Raw genomic sequence first — 15,642 nt, forward strand, 5'->3', positions numbered from 1 at the left:
GAAAACCAGGGAAAAAGGTGCTAAAATGGGGATAACCTCTTGCTCGGAGAAGTAAACCCCCTGAATGTCATCGGACGGGAAACAATCCGTCTTTGGGCTGGGGGAGACATATTTGGGTCTTTACCATCTGAAGATGCAGCTTAAGAAGAAGGTGTTTCAATGAAAAGAGACAAAAATGAGATCATGGATATGGCGTTTAGCATAGCCAAACAATATGAGATGACCTGCGGCGGATGCTCACAATGTACCCTATCGGGAATCTTAGATGCCCTGGGGATAAGAAATGACGACATTTTCAAGGCGGCTACCGGTTTGGCGGACGGCGTCGGCCTGACAGGTGACGGCCATTGCGGCGCTCTTTCCGGCGGCGTCCTTGCTATCGGCTATTTTTTCGGGCGAGACAGAGGAGACTTCGACAATATAATGAAGTTGGTAAAAGCGAATCTTCTCTCGAAAAGACTGCATGATCGTTTTGTGGACAAATATGGGACCTGCAGATGTGCCGACTTGCAGACATCACTCTTGGGCCGTTTTTATAATCTGTATGACCCGGAGGAAATGAAGGCCGGCATCAAGGCCGGTTTGCTGGAGACATGCTCCACGCTCGTAGGTGAAGTGGCAAGAATGACCACCGAAATAATTTTGGAAACACGGGAAAGGGATGCAGAATAATCCATACCGCCCGAGAGCATCCGGACGATGTATATTATTCGGCAGTTGACAGCGAAGCCGAACTGGCGGGAGCCAAAGAGCTTGTCGCCCTCCGAGAGGAACTGGTCGCCTTGCGCGAAGCCATTCACACATTGTCTCGACGGTCACCGGAGGTGTGAAGCGTGGTTACCATTGAAGCTTGAAGGCGTTTTTCAACATGTAAACCGGAGGTTCGCACCTCTGAATTGACCCGGAGGCGCAGATCCTCCCTGTCGGTACATTGAAATATGCGATACGCCAAGATCACCCTCTATGTCGGCACCAGCGGTTATTCATATAAGGAATGGAAGGGGATCTTCTACCCGGATTCTATTCAGGCCGGCCAGATGCTGCATTTTTACGGTGAGCATTTCAAGACTGTCGAAATCAATAATACCTTCTATCGCATGCCGACCATCCCTCTCTTGGAATCCTGGGCCGATGCGGTTCCTGCGGATTTCAAATTCGCGCTGAAAGCCATGCGCCGGATCACGCATGTCCAGAGACTTATATCCGTGGAACAGCCACTGGCGCATCTGCTCGAGATTACAAAAACGCTCAAAGATCGTCTGGGTCCGCTGTTGTTTCAATTACCACCCGATTTTAAAAAAGATACGGATCGTTTGCGTGATTTTATGGATCTGTTCCCAGCGGAATGCCGAGTTGCTTTTGAATTCAGACATGCATCCTGGTTTGATGATGAAACGCTTAGACTCCTCCATGATCATGGGAATGCGCTGTGCATTTCCGATGCCGGAGAGGACTTTGATACTTCTTTCGCACTTTTTGGAGATTGGGGTTATCTGCGGTTGAGACAACCCGGTTATAGTGATGCGGACCTGAAGACATGGATTAACCGGATTCGGGATCAACACTGGCGGGAAGCATACGTCTACTTTAAACACGAAACAGAGGGCCCTCTGATTGCCGAAAGGTTTCAGGAGCTGGCCGATCCGGCCTACACCCCTCCCGGGCGCCGGTGACAGGCAGGATAAAAAACCGCGACTCCAAACCCACACAGGAGGGCATTTTCCCGTCAATGCATATTACACTCATTGAACCGTTTTTTACCGGTTCTCACGCTGCTTGGGCGACAGGATACGCTCGCCATAGTAAACACACTGTTGACATTCTGAGTCTTAGCGGGCACTTTTGGAAGTGGCGCATGCATGGAGGCGCTGTCACACTGGCACGGAAATTCTTGGCGTCCGACGCGGCACCGGATTTGTTGCTTGTTACCGACATGCTCGATCTGACAACTTTTCTGGCCTTGACGCGCCGAAAAACCGCCCACATCCCTGTGGTCCTCTATTTTCACGAAAATCAGATATGCTATCCCTGGTCGCCTACGGATCGAGATATTTTGCAGAAGCGCGATCACCATTATGGATTTATCAACTATTGTTCTGCGCTGGCAGCAGATGCCGTGGTGTTCAACTCAGCATATCATTACAACGTCTTTTTCCGCGAATTGCCACGCTTTCTGAAACAGTTTCCTCCTCCTCATGAGGAAGGCACCGCAGACATCATCCGAACAAAAAGCAGCGTACTCCATCTGGGACTGGATCTGCAGAAATTTGATTATGCCGGGTCGCATCACACGCGCGATGCAGACATGAATCAGGTCCCGCTCATTCTCTGGAATCATCGCTGGGAATATGATAAGAATCCCGAAGAGTTCTTCCGGGCCTTGTTCCTGCTTGATGAGCAAGGACTGGACTTTCGGGTGGCGATTCTTGGAAAATGTTTCGACCAACATCCCCCTATTTTTCGCACCACGCGCGAGAGGTTGCGGGACAAAATCGTTCATTACGGATATGTCGAAGATTTTGCACACTATGCCCAGTGGCTGCAGGGTTCCGACATCGTCCCGGTGACATCGCACCAGGAGTTTTTCGGAGCAAGCCTTGTTGAAGCCGTATATTGCGGGGGGCACCCCATATTGCCGACGCGCCTGACCTATCCGGAGCTGATTCCGTATGAAACGTACCCTGACCTCTTTTATGAGACATTTGAGGAGCTGGTTGAGAAACTCACAGGGGCTCTGCACGGGATTGGCAAGATCCGGGAACAGTCTTTCCGTCACTGTGTTGAGCGATATTCCTGGCAGCATATGGCTCCGAAGTATGATAGGGTATTTGGTGCTGTCTGAGTTCGCTGAATAAATAAAACGGCAAGCAATTTATGCAGATTGCAGGTTCGATTGAAATGTTGGAAAAGTGGAGGAACGGGAAGAGATTCCATTACTCCATCCTTCCATTATTCCGGCCCGTTGTCCTCGCCGGGACTGTAGATCCTATTCAGGTCCACGGCTGCGCCCCGAACGACGCTTTTGCCAAAACCCCGGGACGCCTGTACGGCATCCGCCGGGAAGGTATGGTGCTCGGCCTGGATCACAACCCTGTTTGCATGGAGGAGAGACGATGCCTTTGATTACCCTTACGGCCGGTATAGGATGCGGTATCACGGGTGTCGCCGGAGAGGTCGCCCGGCGACTTGAGATCGATTTATTCGATGACGAACGTTTGCAAGAGGTGGCGGTGGACATGGAGTTTTCATCGCAGGACTTAAAGGCCTTCGATGTGAAGGCCCCGGGTCTGCTGGACCGGCTTTTTCGCCGCAGCCCCGAAATCTATGACGAACTGATGGCGGCCGTGATATACGAGGTTGCCCGGCGCGGCGACGGCGTCATTATCGGCCATGGATCTTCTTTCTTTCTAAAAGATTTCAACTGCGCACTCCATGTTCGTCTGCGCGCTTCCGATGCATTCCGCACCCAGCGCGTTGCCTCCCAAAGAAAGATCGAGCCCCAAACCGCCGCAAAACTCATTGCCAAGCGTGACACCGATCTCAAGGGATTTCTGCATTTTAACTTTAAAATCGACTGGGATGACCTTTCGTTGTACGATCTGGTGATCAATGTCGAAAAAATGGGGATTGACGCTGTCGCCGAAATGATCGTTCATCTGGCCGGAACGACCGCCATCGCTGCATGCAGCCTGAACGCGCAGCAAGCCATGGAGCGGCTGTCGCTCTTAAACAGGGTCGAGGCGGCCCTCAGGAAGGCAAACATCAACTTGCAGGAGCTTGAAATCGAGATTCCTGACCCCGGGGTGGTGAAACTGACCGGTTTGATCGACCCAATGCGAACCGTCGCCGGCGTGACCGAAGTGATTAGGCAAGTGCCCGGCGTGGCAAAGGTGATAAGCGACGCCAAAAGGCATCCGTTGCCCGAATTATGACAAGGTGTGCAGGCGGGCCCATACCCAAGTATCTTAAAGGTGCACAAGTCCAATCATTAGTCCAATTCAAGGTGCTAAATGAGAATGCATTGAGAGCCGATAATTCACAAAGCTAGGCTGGAAACACGTTATGGAGGATCTTATGAAATTGTTAGTGGTTTACTATTCGATGTATGGGCACGTCTACCAGCTCGCACAAGCAGCCGCTGAAGGCGTTCGGTCGGTAAGTTCCTCGGAAGCTGAACTGCGCCGAGTTCCGGAGACGCTTTCTCAAGATGTGTTAAAAAAGATGGGCGCGATCGAAGCTCAAAAGCAGCAGGCCGATGTGCCTGTCTGCACCGTGGACGAATTAGGTCAAGCTGACGCCGTAATATTTGGGACCCCGACCCGATTCGGCAATATGTGCGGTCAGATGCGCCAGTTTCTTGATGCAACGGGACGGTTGTGGACCAGCAATGCATTGGTGGGAAAGGTGGGAAGCGTTATCACGAGTTCTAACACCCAGCACGGAGGCCAGGAATCAACCCTCCTGAGTTTTCACATTACTCTTCTCCATCAAGGCATGATAATTGTTGGATTGCCCTATTCATTTCAGGGGCAAACGACTATGGAGGAAATCAGCGGTTGTTCTCCATACGGTGCGTCCACCATCGCCGGGGCTGACGGCAGCCGGCTGCCAAGTCCCAACGAACTGGCGGGCGCGCGCTATCAGGGCCGGCATGTGGCGGAAATCGCAAAGAAACTCGTGGCGTGAGCAAATGACTCTTCAGACGTATGGCTGATTTTTTGTTCAGGAGGACACAGTGGTTCAAAAAGACAGCGGTTCAGGGCCATCCAGCCTCGCGGAGTGCGCATTCGCGGATCACGCGATAATGCCTAATCAGAGGACATCTCAGCCCGCGCAGTACTGGTTATTATGGCCTCACAGGGTTTGAAGCCCTTCGCAAGTGGCGGCTGTGTACGGAAAATTCGCAAAATTGATACATTGGGTGTATGATATGAGGCCTGTATCTGAAAGGTGTGCGCATGGACCCGTCAATGACAAGAGAAATCAGTTGCCGGATTACCCGAACCTTGCTGATGTATGTTCGCGAGGCCAACAACGGTTCTCTCGGCCATCTCCTGGATGGGCTGGAACTTGACGAAGCCTACCTCTTAGACCATAACAATTGGGTTTCCCATGCTTTTCTGCAAATTCTCTACCATCGAATGATCCATATTCTGGGCGACGAAAACGCGGTCTATAATATGGCGCTCGCCTCCGAGCGTTTTCAGTCCCTCGGCATTCTGGATCGAATCGCCCGGCTGCTCGGGAGCCCAAAGCTCATCTATTCCCAGGCCCCCAAATATAATAAGATTTTGAAATTGAACGGGGACGTCCACATCCATGAACTGACTGATTCATGGGTGGTTCTGGAGGACCGATATCATAATAGTGCGCAGAAGACCCGGTATGACTGTGACTATACACGAGGTATATTAACCGGCATACCGACCATCTTGGGCATGCCGATTGCGCACGTGGAAGAAATCGAATGCCAGGTGTCCGCCGACACGTACGGTACCCGGATATGGCCGGAAACGCCCGCCTACGGCTGTAAGGGATGTCTATACCGCGTCCGGTTTGATTCCCGCAGCCGGGCACCATTCTGGAAGCGGCTGTTCCACCGACAGCGGATCTACCGTAACGCCGTGCAGGATCTTCTGGATGTCAATAAGCGAATTCAGGAAAAATACGATGAGGTTAAAACGCTCGCATCCGATCTGGAGGCCGCTAACAAGCAACTGATTGAATCCAAGGGACAACTGGAATCCAAAACCGCTGATTTAGAGGCCTCGGAGCGTAGGTACCGACTCTTGGCGGAAAATGTGACGGACATTATCTGGACTCTCAGTCTGGAAACAATGGAGTTTAATTATGCCACTCCGTCGGTCCAGAGGATTACCGGATTCACTCCGGAAGAGACCGTAGGACTGACCATGAAAGATATCTTAGCGCCCCGATCGCTGGAAAAAGCGACTGAGGCCCTGCAGCAGGATCTGGACAGGGAGGGGAAGAAAGATGGCACTGCGAATAGATCGCGGACCATGGAATTCCAGCAATTGTGTAAGGACGGGACCTACGCCTGGGTGGAAACAACCATGTCCTTTATCCGGGACAGAGAGGGACGAGCGGTGGGGGTCCAGGGCGTTTCACGGGATATTTCAGAGCGCAAGCGGGCCGAGGAAGCATTAAGCGCCGAGAAGGAACGGCTCAGGGTGACGTTACAAAGCATCCGCGACGGGGTGATTACCACTGGCCGGAATGGGCGCATTACCCTCATCAACCCTGTCGCTGAGAAACTCACCGGTTATACTGAAACCGAAGCCCTCGGAAAACCCCTGCAAGAGGTTTTCAAGACAGTGGACGATGGCACCGATCCTTTGCGCAACTCCCCCGTGCAGAGCAAAACCGACAGTCATACGTCCGTCGGTTTTGCCGATGATAGGGTCATGATGAACAAAGATGGCAGAGAATGTATCATCGCACACAGCGTCGCCCCCATATTGGATATTGAAAACCGTACCCTCGGATCGGTACTGGTATTCAGAGACATCACCAAAAACCGAAAAATGGAAAAGGAAATTTTGAAGATCGAGAAACTTGAATCCCTGGGGGTACTTGCAGGCGGGATCGCACACGATTTCAACAATTTCCTGTCCGGGATCATCGGGAATCTCTCTTTAGTAAAAAATGAGATCGACCCGGCGGACAAAATTTTTTCCAGATTGGAAAGGATGGAAAGGGCCGCCTTGCTTGCCAGGGATTTGACTCAGCAACTCCTTACCTTTTCCAAGGGGGGTGACCCCATAAGACGACCCACGCGATTGGCGAATCTGATGAAGGAATCGGCCATGTTTGCCTTGAGGGGGTCGAATGTCCGATGCGATTTTTTCTTTCAGCCGGATTTGCTTGCCTCGGAAGTGGACGAAGGCCAGATATCCCAGGTTATCCATAACCTGATCCTCAATGCCGTTCAGGCCATGCCCGAAGGCGGGGTGATTCATGTGCGGGGAGAAAACATCCATCTCCCTCCCGCCAATGAATTGGCGCTGGCAGAAGGCGAATACGTGAAATTGACCATTCAAGACCAGGGGACAGGGATAAAGGAACAATATATCAAAAAGGTCTTTGACCCTTATTTTACAACCAAAGAAAAAGGGAGCGGGCTGGGATTGACCGTGGTATATGCCATAATCGATAAGCATAAGGGCAGGATCACCGTCGATTCGGAGCCTGGATCCGGAACAACATTCAGCATCTATTTAGCCGGCGTCCATGCAATAGCCTCCGAGTCCGAAGCTGCCAAACGGGTTGTCACTTCGGGCATCGGCAAGATATTGGTTATGGACGACGAGGAATTTATTCAAGAGGTGGCAGCGGAAATGCTGCACCAGATGGGATACAGGGCAACGCCGGCAAAAAACGGCGAAGAAGCGATACGGGTGTACAAAGAGGCGTTACAATCCGGTCGGGCATTTGATGCCGTGATCCTGGATTTAACCGTTCCAGGGGGCATGGGGGGAAAAGAAACCCTAAAGGCCCTTTTTGAAATGGATCATGACGTTAAAGCCATTGTATCAAGCGGGTATTCGAATGATCCCGTGATGTCCAATTATCGCCGGTACGGGTTTCAAAATGCGTTGAAAAAGCCGTATCGAATGGCAGAAATGAGCGCAGCGTTGAATTCCATTTTGGTAAAATCGCCAACATCTTAAAAGGAGGAGTCTTATTTATGGAGTACAAGAATATTATCGTTGAAATCGGGGATGATTTTGTGGCGGAGATCACGCTCAACCGGCCGAAAAACCTCAATACCTTCAATGTTCCGTTGGCCGTGGAACTCAGTAATGCCTTTCAAGAACTGGATTCAAAAAAGGAGGTGCGGGTCGTGCTTGTCAAAGGGGCGGGCAAGGCCTTCTGCGCCGGCATCGACGTGAGCGATTTTTCCCAGAAAAGCACCATGGAATATCGTGACTGGATAGACTGTATGGAAAACCCTCTGGTGACCATAAGCCGGATGAACAAACCGGTTATCGCCCAGGTGCACGGGGTTGCCACGGCAAACGGTGCAGGTCTGGTGGCGGCTGCCGATCTGGCTGTTGCGGGTGAAAACACAAGATTGGGTCTGACCGCCATCAATGTGGGGCTAAACTGCATTGGGCCGGTCGTTCCGGTGAGCCGGTCCATCGGGAGAAAGCGCGCCCTCGAACTGCTCTTCTACGGAAATTTGATCAGCGCCCAGGAGGCCTTGAATATGGGGCTTGTGAACAGGGTCATCCCCGAAGCCGACCTGGACAGGGAAACCCGCGACTGGGCCGCCCTTCTGGCCCAGAAAAGCCCCATAGGGCTTCAGATCGCCAAGAAGGCCTTTTATGCAGCGGCAGATCTGGATTACTATAAGGCGTTTGAATATATGAACGAGGCCTTTGCCCGTCTCTGCTCCACTGATGACGCCAAAGAAGGGATCAGCGCATTTTTGGAGAAGCGCAGCCCCCTCTGGAAAGAAAAATAGCGTTTACGGATAAGGTCCTCTACAGTCCAAAGTTCTCGTAATGTATTGATTTTATTGAATGCATAAATTCCAGGCCGTCATTCCGGCGAAAGCCGGAATCCAGTATCTTTTTGATAAGTTAAATGTTCTGGATGCCGGTCGAAGATCCTGCACTTACGGGGATCAAGTCCGGCATGACGTGAGAACTTTGGACTCTCAAGATAAGGTCGCACTTCGCCGAAAAATCGAGGCCATGGAGGGATAGGAGGCGCACGCGCTGCAATTACACCGGAAAAGGCTCTCTCCCCGTCTCATGCGAAAACCGCTTCTGGGCGGCGAAGGGCCATGCGCTGGGTCACCGGAGGGCATTAGGGACCCCCTGGAACGAGAAAAACCTCTTACTCCCATCCCTGGTCGGATAAAAAATCTTTGATTCGTCGGAGAAAATCGGAAGATTCCTTCAGGTGATCAAATGGATTCCATGGCCGAGAGTTCGGCCGAGACAAGCCGAAGCCGCCGGCTCAATCCTCTGGCCATGGCATGAAGTAATCGGGTTCCTACCTGAACGTCTTTCCGTATGAGTTCCTCAATATCGTCCATCTGAATCGCATATAATTCGCACTCCTCATCCGCCACTGCACGGGCCGACCGGACGGAACGTTCCAGCAGCGCCATTTCACCGAAATAAAGCCCCGGTCCCAGGCTCGTAAACCGGGTGTCCTTTTCCGATCCGGATGATCCCAGGATACTGACACACCCCGACGCGATCATGTACACCGTATCTCCTGGTTCCCCTGCTTCAAATATCGTTTCCCCGGCCGCGTACACCTGCTTTTGCATAATGGCCCGGATCTTGATCAGATCTTCGGGCGTCATATCTTCAAGCAGCGCAAAATCTGAGAAATCCAATGGACCAAGGTCTGCGGTCGCTTGGGGAACGAATTTCCGGATCAACCGGTTTTCAGCCGCTTCCATGGCCCGATCCAGATCCGGAAAAATGTTTTCATCCCCGACACTTTTCATCACCCCCAGGTCTTTGAGGTATAATATCATCTTCTCCCGTCTGCGGCTGCCTCGGATCAGACTGGAAAGCATGAAGGTGTCGCCGTCTGCCCTGATGTCGTCACAGATGCGCTTGATCAGTTCGGCGCCCGTAATGTCGATGGAATCCACCCGTTTCAGGTCGAAAATGACCGTCCGGGTATCTTTCATCTCCGCTTCCACATCGTCGGAGAGCCTGTCGGCCGTTCCAAAGAACAGATGCCCGGACAGTTCATACACCAGAATTTCGGTCCCATGTTCCTTCAGAACAAGGGATTCCGCTTCGGTCCGAATCCTTTTGGAATGGATGAGATCGCACCGAAACTTCTTTCGATAGACTTTGGCGTTGATCAGCTCCCGGATGAAAAGGATTGCAGCAATCAGAAAACCGATGCCGACGGCAATCATCAGGTCCAGTACCACGGTAATAATAGTGACCACGCCCACCACCACAAGGTCCTTCAACGCCGTCTTCTTCCGAATCAGGCTGAGACTGTAGGTGTCCAGCATGGATATGGCGGTCACCATCAGTATGGCGGCCAGGACACTCATCGGAATCCAGCCTGCGGCGGCTCCCAGGGCCACCAGGATAAAAAGAAGAATTACCCCGTGAAGCATTCCCGAGAGACGTGTACGGCCGTTGTTTTGGATGTTCACCACCGTTCTCACCGTGGCTCCGGCGCCGGGCAGGCCGCCGAAAACGGCGCTGGCGATATTGCCGATACCCTGGCCAAACAATTCGCGGTTGGAGTGATGCTTGGTTTTAGTGCTGACATCCGCCACCAGGGAGGTGAGAAGCGAATCGATGGCGCCCAGTATCCCCAGGGCGATTGCGGGCCCGATAAACGTGACCGGGTGTTCAAGAATGAGTCCTGCAATGTCGGCAAGAGAGATGGCGACGAACCCGAAAGGGATGGGAAATCCGGTGGGAATCGCGCCGATGATGAAAGGATTTCCATCAAATTGGTCCAGTGCCGGCACCATGGTCTTGGCAACCAGGAGAAAGATTCCGGTTCCCAGGATCAGGCCCGCGAGGGATGCCGGGATCTTTCGAGTGATTTTTGGAATGAGAAGAATTGCGGCAATGGTTGCCAGGCCGATGCCCAGGATGGGAAGCACACCGATGTTATGGTCCAGGAGCGTGGGAGAAAAGGTTCCTTCAGGACCGAAAAACGATTTGATGCCCAGCATCGGCGCGATCTGTCCCATAAAAATGATGACGGCGATACCGTTCATGAACCCCGCAATCACAGGATAGGGAATGAATTTGATGAGGGTACCACAGCGCGACAGACCCATTAATATCTGGACCAGTCCCCCCATGCAAACAACCACGGCTGTCAGGGTCAGGATCGCGGAAAGGGGATCGGCGTGCCCGAGTATTGCCGGATGTTTCATCAACCCTACGATAAAATCGGTAATCACCACCGTCATGGGGCCTGTGGGGCCGGTAATCTGAGATGCGGTGCCGCCGAACAGGGCCGCAAAAATTCCGGTAAAGATGGCCCCGTACAGCCCGGCCGTCGCCCCCCTGGCCATGGCTTCAGGTGTTCCGATGGACGCAAAGGCAGATACGCCGAAGGCAAGGGCCAGGGGAAGGGCGATCACTGCTGCGGAAAGGCCTCCGGAGATATCCCCTTTCAGATTGTTGAACATGGCGTTTGGCATGATGCCTTTTAACATATCCCCAATACGCCCGCAATTACAAAACCTCCAGCAATACCATATTCGCTATTGCCCTTTTAGATAATCGGTATGCAAAATCCTGAAGCGGTCGCCGGGTGTCACGGTCCTAATCTTAATGCAACTTAGAAGGAGCGCTCAACCGCCTGCCACCAATTTTCACATGGCTGACGTGTTGCCCAATTTTCTTGAAAAATAGTGCCTTTTTGCAAAGAAAAAAATGATTGACAAGTATCAAAACAAAATATAAATATATCAAACAAAAAAAACAAAAAACACAAATCATGAAAAAAAAGGCCTTTTCAACTTCCGATATTGCCCGGATCTGTCACCACTCCAGAGAGACAGTGAAGCGATGGCTGGAAAAAGGGGAGATTAAGGGCTATCGGGTCGGCACATCAGGGCATTGGCGAGTCCTCCCCAAGGATCTTGCCGCCTTCCTCCATGATTACAACATCCCATTTCCAGACCCCTCAGAAACAGGATTCCATCTGAAAGACATCACCGCCACGGATGCCTTTCCCACCTTTTGCTGGGAGTTTTTCAAGAACTCGATGAGCGATCACGTCCGCTCCGATGGAAGGTGTGAGGATTGCATGGTCTATAAGACCAAATCCCTCAACTGTCACACCCTAAGAAAGGAAATAGGCCACAAAAAGATCTTTTGCGACCATTCTTGTGACAACTGCGATTACTTTCTCTTTCAGCAAACGGAGATAGCACCCCAAGCCTGACCAACAATTTGGCATTGAATCAATGAACTGACAATCCATCCAACCAATAGGCAGGGATCAAAAGTCTGGGAGAGGAGGTGATGAATTCGTACTCCGGGCAGGGGGCCTGAATCGGTTCAGGCAGTGTGATAACTTCATTATGGGGAGGGGAAGGTATCATGAAAGAAATCAGCAGAAGAGAGTTTTTAATGGCATCCGCCGCGGCAGGCGCCACATTGATGGCAGGGCCGATCTTAAGAGGAGGCCCTTCAGTGGCACATGCGTCCGTAAACATCCCAGAGGTTGACAAGCTGGTCATCACCGTCATTACCGATAATTACTATGATTGTCTCAGGTGGAACTACAAGATCGCTAAAAGACAGGTGAAATGTCCAGGTGCCGCCTCTATCTGGAAGGGATTTTCTTTCCACGCCGAGCACGGCCTCGCCTATCACATTGAGACGGTCGTCAATGGCAAATCCAACGCATTCATGTTCGATTACGGCATGGATCTCGAAGGCGTCAGCAAGAATATGGAGATATTGGGGATCGACTTGAATAGGATAGAAGCCCTCGGATTAAGCCACGGCCATTTGGACCATTGGGCAAACCTGATCCCCATGCTTAAAGCCAATGGCAAAAAGATTCGAAAAGGGATTCACTTATATGTGGGAGGGGATGCCTTTGACAACAAGTTCGTCAAACTCCCGCCGGTCTATACGCCCCTGGATGGAGTCGCCGATCTCGGACAGCTGAACCGACCGGAGTTAGAGTCCCTGGATCGTGTCAAGATTGTTGAGGTAAAGGAACCGACGCCCATTGTTCCCGGGGCCTATCTGACAGGAGATATCGAGCGGGTGACGGAATATGAAAAGGGCTCGCCTATTCTTATGGTCAAAAAAGGCGATCAGATGGAGCGTGATTACTTTGCGGGAGAGCAATCCATAATGTTTAATGCCAAAGGCAAAGGTTTGGTGGTCCTATCCTCCTGCGCCCATTCAGGGATCGTTAATACGGTAAAACATGCTCAGAAGGTCTCCGGGATAGATAAGGTTCATCTGGTGATCGGAGGGTTCCATTTGACCGGCGCCAAACCGGAGGTGATCCAGCAAACGATTGCCGACATCAAGGCCGTTTCCCCGGACTACATTGTCCCGATGCACTGCGCAGGGTTTGAGGCCATCGCAGGATTCCAGAGAGAGATGCCGGAGCAGTTCATCATTAATGTTGCAGGGACGCGGTATGTTATTGAAACTTAGAACGGAATAAACAGGGGCGTTGAGGTTCTCCCTGCCTCAACGCCTTATCTTAACGCAATGTTGGATGCAACGTCTGAAGTCAAAAATTGGAGGGAGTGTCTAAAATCGGTGTACCTGTGGGTCAGTGAATCGCGGGGCTTCCGACCTCGTGCCCTTGGTCGTTTAACAGGAATGCCATGATGAGTTCCAAGGTGAACGGGTCGACACTTGTCTCATGCCAGCCCATTCCCTCTAACCTTCGGTTCACCTGATCGGTGGTAAATTCACCCCTGTCGCTGACAACGATGTGCACCACATCTTCAACGAGCCTGAGGGTCTCCGGTCCTGAAAATCCTTTGCAGAAAAGCGTGTAGAACAGGCAATCGACAATTTCTTCCATTTTATGCCTCCTGGACAGCGATCAGCAGGACGGTCGCCTCACCCGCCACTCAATGAACCGTCTCACCGATCCAGAAGTTTTACTGGAATCTCATCTGCGACGGGACCATCGAAACGTCTGGAGATAGACGTCCCCCTCTATTTTTCAATATTCCCTTGACCTTCCCTTTCAGCTCATCCAGATTTGCTTTTTTGATGACCATATCGTCTGCGAGCGACTGACACCCCCCTGTTGAGGCGGAGTAGGCGGTGCATAGAATGCCGGGCACCCGATACTTGGATTTCTGCACCTTTTTCAAGAACCTCTGTACATCCGGATCTTCCATTTCGCTGTCCATCACCACCAGGTCCGGGTTCTCTTGTTCAACCGCCGTCATTAAGGCATTCGGTCTGGTTACGCTCACCACGTCATAGCCTTCCTCAGTCAGCTCATCCTTATAGATTAAACAAAAGGCTTCTTCGCGATCTGCCACGAGGATCTTTATCATAGCCCACCTCTTTCTCAAAGTCCGAACCCCCTCTACCTTTACAAGACAAGAGAAGAAGGAAGATCGGAATGAAGACAAGACAGCTCTGTTGAGGCACATTGATGCACTTCGACGAGACAGGGCAGCTCCTGACTTTCTTACAAGCAAAGGACATACCAAGTCGACACAAGTGGGTTAATCTATTGATATTAAAATGAAATTTTATTTTGCGGAGGGAAGGTAACGGGAAGGATGAAGGATTTTTCCTTCAAATTGAAGAAATCCGAATGGGGCGATAAATCTAACCCTTTGAGAACACAGTGGGTTTTATGTGAAGAGAATTTCCTACACCACGCCTTGCTTTCCTGAAAGGGGGGATGTAAAATGGTGGTGAATGTGCATCTCGGAATCCCTGGAATGCCTTAAAGCGGGGCGGAATTTTGCCGGACTATTCACAATTTGCAACGGGCCACGCTCATCCTGACCCGTTGTTCCACTGCACACTAACCCTTCCGTCATTCCGGCACGGTTTTGGCCGGAATCCAGGAATGCGCCGGAGTGGATTCCGGCTAAGGGCATGCCGGAATGACGGGACAGCAAACAGGCGTTTTGGTTGCGGGCATCCGTGTTAGGAGTTTATTTGGCCTCAATATGAGCAGGCTGAATACATAGCAAAAGAGATGAAATGTGAAGCATGCCACCTTCCGGGCGACACTATGGCTTTGGATAGCCCTGTCCATGCTGCCGTGGATATCGGGGTGTTTTAACAGTAGTTTTTATTACCCCAATGATACTGTTTACGAAACCCCGGCCGCTTATGGCTTGCCCTATGAAGAGGTCTCATTTGAGAGCCCGGACAACACCCGGTTGCATGGATGGTTCATCCCGGCGACAGGGACCCCGGCCGGGACCATCATCTATTTTTACGGCGATTTTGCGAATCGAACCTACTATCTAAGACACATCCACTGGTTTCCACGGCACGGATTCAATGCCTTTACCTTTGACTATCGGGGATTCGGGGATTCTGAGGGCACTCCGCATCGATCCGGCATCTATAACGATTCTGTAGCCGCCATCCAATATGTTCTGGCCAGACCCGACATTGATCGCCGCAATGTCTTCCTCTACAGTCAGAGCCTCGGCGCTGTTTTCGCTATTGCAGCCGTGGCCCAAAACGACTTCTCCGGGATTCGAGCCGTGGCCGTAGAAGGCGCGTTTACCTCCTTCAGAGCGGAAGCCCGCTATATGATGATGCATGAGAGCCAAAAAGTTATCGGCCGGGCCTCCTGCCTTACCTGGCCGATCCGACCGGTCACCTTTATAGGGGTCAGTGATGCTTACAGTCCCATTGACCTCGTCGACCAGGTATCGCCCATTCCCCTGCTGATCATTCACTGCATCTCGGATACTGCCGTCCCCTTTGATCATGCTGAACAGCTTTTCGAACGGGCCAAGTCACCTAAATATCTCTGGTCTGTAGAAGGTTGTGAACATGTCCGACTATTTATTGAATCGGACTTATCAGACAAATACCGCCGGATGCTGGCGTCCTTTTTTAAAAGCCATCGCAGCGAATCCCCATAGGTTCTCGAGGGCCTTTCCCCTTATTCTTTCTCACAACCAAAAATATC

Annotated in this window: 13 protein-coding genes; 10 read left to right on the forward strand and 3 right to left on the reverse strand. The window is 51.6% G+C overall.

Translation table 11 applies throughout. The features are described from left to right. Positions 1 to 159 precede the first annotated feature (159 nt). From K9N21_01010 to K9N21_01040, 7 genes are all read left to right on the forward strand, one after another. Entirely contained in the window at positions 160 to 672 is a 513-nt protein-coding gene (locus tag K9N21_01010) for a C-GCAxxG-C-C family protein (GenBank protein ID MCF8142476.1), read from the forward strand. 281 nt (positions 673 to 953) lie between these two features. Beyond that, positions 954 to 1,673: a DUF72 domain-containing protein gene (locus K9N21_01015; GenBank protein MCF8142477.1), complete on the forward strand. Its 720-nt coding sequence runs from the start codon at positions 954 to 956 to the stop codon at positions 1,671 to 1,673. Between the two features lie 56 nt (positions 1,674 to 1,729). Beyond that, positions 1,730 to 2,842, forward strand: coding sequence for a DUF3524 domain-containing protein (locus K9N21_01020; GenBank protein MCF8142478.1), 1,113 nt, complete (start codon positions 1,730 to 1,732; stop codon positions 2,840 to 2,842). Positions 2,843 to 3,095: 253 nt separating this feature from the next. Continuing rightward, a complete protein-coding gene (locus K9N21_01025; GenBank protein MCF8142479.1) occupies positions 3,096 to 3,932 on the forward strand; it encodes a cytidylate kinase-like family protein in 837 nt (278 codons plus the stop codon). 142 nt (positions 3,933 to 4,074) lie between these two features. Further along, positions 4,075 to 4,686 carry an NAD(P)H:quinone oxidoreductase gene (wrbA, locus tag K9N21_01030; GenBank protein MCF8142480.1) on the forward strand — a complete coding sequence of 204 codons (612 nt, stop codon included), beginning with the start codon at positions 4,075 to 4,077 and terminating at the stop codon, positions 4,684 to 4,686. A gap of 284 nt (positions 4,687 to 4,970) precedes the next feature. Continuing rightward, complete coding sequence (locus tag K9N21_01035; GenBank protein MCF8142481.1) at positions 4,971 to 7,691, forward strand: PAS domain S-box protein; 2,721 nt, start codon at positions 4,971 to 4,973, stop codon at positions 7,689 to 7,691. A gap of 17 nt (positions 7,692 to 7,708) precedes the next feature. Further along, the gene (locus tag K9N21_01040) at positions 7,709 to 8,488 is read left to right on the forward strand and encodes an enoyl-CoA hydratase/isomerase family protein (protein MCF8142482.1); all 780 of its coding nucleotides are present in this window, start codon (positions 7,709 to 7,711) and stop codon (positions 8,486 to 8,488) included. A gap of 447 nt (positions 8,489 to 8,935) precedes the next feature. Here K9N21_01040 and K9N21_01045 read toward each other — a convergent pair whose 3' ends face one another. Next, a complete protein-coding gene (locus K9N21_01045) occupies positions 8,936 to 11,176 on the reverse strand; it encodes an SLC26A/SulP transporter family protein (GenBank protein MCF8142483.1) in 2,241 nt (746 codons plus the stop codon). A 299-nt stretch (positions 11,177 to 11,475) separates the two neighbouring features. On the opposite strand from K9N21_01045, the gene K9N21_01050 reads away from it, so the two are divergent. Together K9N21_01050 and K9N21_01055 are read left to right on the forward strand one after the other, a co-directional pair. Further along, a complete protein-coding gene (locus tag K9N21_01050) occupies positions 11,476 to 11,925 on the forward strand; it encodes a helix-turn-helix domain-containing protein (GenBank protein MCF8142484.1) in 450 nt (149 codons plus the stop codon). 158 nt (positions 11,926 to 12,083) lie between these two features. Then, on the forward strand, positions 12,084 to 13,163 hold the full coding sequence (locus K9N21_01055) for an MBL fold metallo-hydrolase (GenBank protein MCF8142485.1): 1,080 nt from the start codon (positions 12,084 to 12,086) through the stop codon (positions 13,161 to 13,163). Between the two features lie 121 nt (positions 13,164 to 13,284). Here the strand turns inward: K9N21_01055 and K9N21_01060 are convergent, their stop codons facing one another. Next, the gene (locus K9N21_01060) at positions 13,285 to 13,542 is read right to left on the reverse strand and encodes a hypothetical protein (protein MCF8142486.1); all 258 of its coding nucleotides are present in this window, start codon (positions 13,540 to 13,542) and stop codon (positions 13,285 to 13,287) included. A 79-nt stretch (positions 13,543 to 13,621) separates the two neighbouring features. Continuing rightward, positions 13,622 to 14,029, reverse strand: a complete 408-nt coding sequence (locus K9N21_01065) for a response regulator (GenBank protein MCF8142487.1) — start codon at positions 14,027 to 14,029, stop codon at positions 13,622 to 13,624. 717 nt (positions 14,030 to 14,746) lie between these two features. On the opposite strand from K9N21_01065, the gene K9N21_01070 reads away from it, so the two are divergent. Further along, positions 14,747 to 15,595 (forward strand): alpha/beta hydrolase, encoded by an 849-nt coding sequence (locus K9N21_01070; protein ID MCF8142488.1) that lies wholly within the window; start codon positions 14,747 to 14,749, stop codon positions 15,593 to 15,595. Positions 15,596 to 15,642: the final 47 nt, after the last annotated feature.

It is taken from the genome of Deltaproteobacteria bacterium (assembly GCA_021737785.1).
GTDB lineage: Bacteria > Desulfobacterota > DSM-4660 > Desulfatiglandales > Desulfatiglandaceae > AUK324.

Coding starts and splice junctions, on each gene's coding strand:
- K9N21_01010 (MCF8142476.1), top strand. CDS start 160: ATGAAAAGAGACAAAAATGAGATCATGGATATGGCGTTTAGCATAGCC.
- K9N21_01050 (MCF8142484.1), top strand. CDS start 11,476: ATGAAAAAAAAGGCCTTTTCAACTTCCGATATTGCCCGGATCTGTCAC.
- K9N21_01035 (MCF8142481.1), top strand. CDS start 4,971: ATGACAAGAGAAATCAGTTGCCGGATTACCCGAACCTTGCTGATGTAT.
- K9N21_01060 (MCF8142486.1), bottom strand. CDS start 13,542: ATGGAAGAAATTGTCGATTGCCTGTTCTACACGCTTTTCTGCAAAGGA.
- K9N21_01070 (MCF8142488.1), top strand. CDS start 14,747: ATGCTGCCGTGGATATCGGGGTGTTTTAACAGTAGTTTTTATTACCCC.
- K9N21_01040 (MCF8142482.1), top strand. CDS start 7,709: ATGGAGTACAAGAATATTATCGTTGAAATCGGGGATGATTTTGTGGCG.
- K9N21_01055 (MCF8142485.1), top strand. CDS start 12,084: ATGAAAGAAATCAGCAGAAGAGAGTTTTTAATGGCATCCGCCGCGGCA.
- K9N21_01065 (MCF8142487.1), bottom strand. CDS start 14,029: ATGATAAAGATCCTCGTGGCAGATCGCGAAGAAGCCTTTTGTTTAATC.
- wrbA (MCF8142480.1), top strand. CDS start 4,075: ATGAAATTGTTAGTGGTTTACTATTCGATGTATGGGCACGTCTACCAG.
- K9N21_01020 (MCF8142478.1), top strand. CDS start 1,730: ATGCATATTACACTCATTGAACCGTTTTTTACCGGTTCTCACGCTGCT.
- K9N21_01045 (MCF8142483.1), bottom strand. CDS start 11,176: ATGCCAAACGCCATGTTCAACAATCTGAAAGGGGATATCTCCGGAGGC.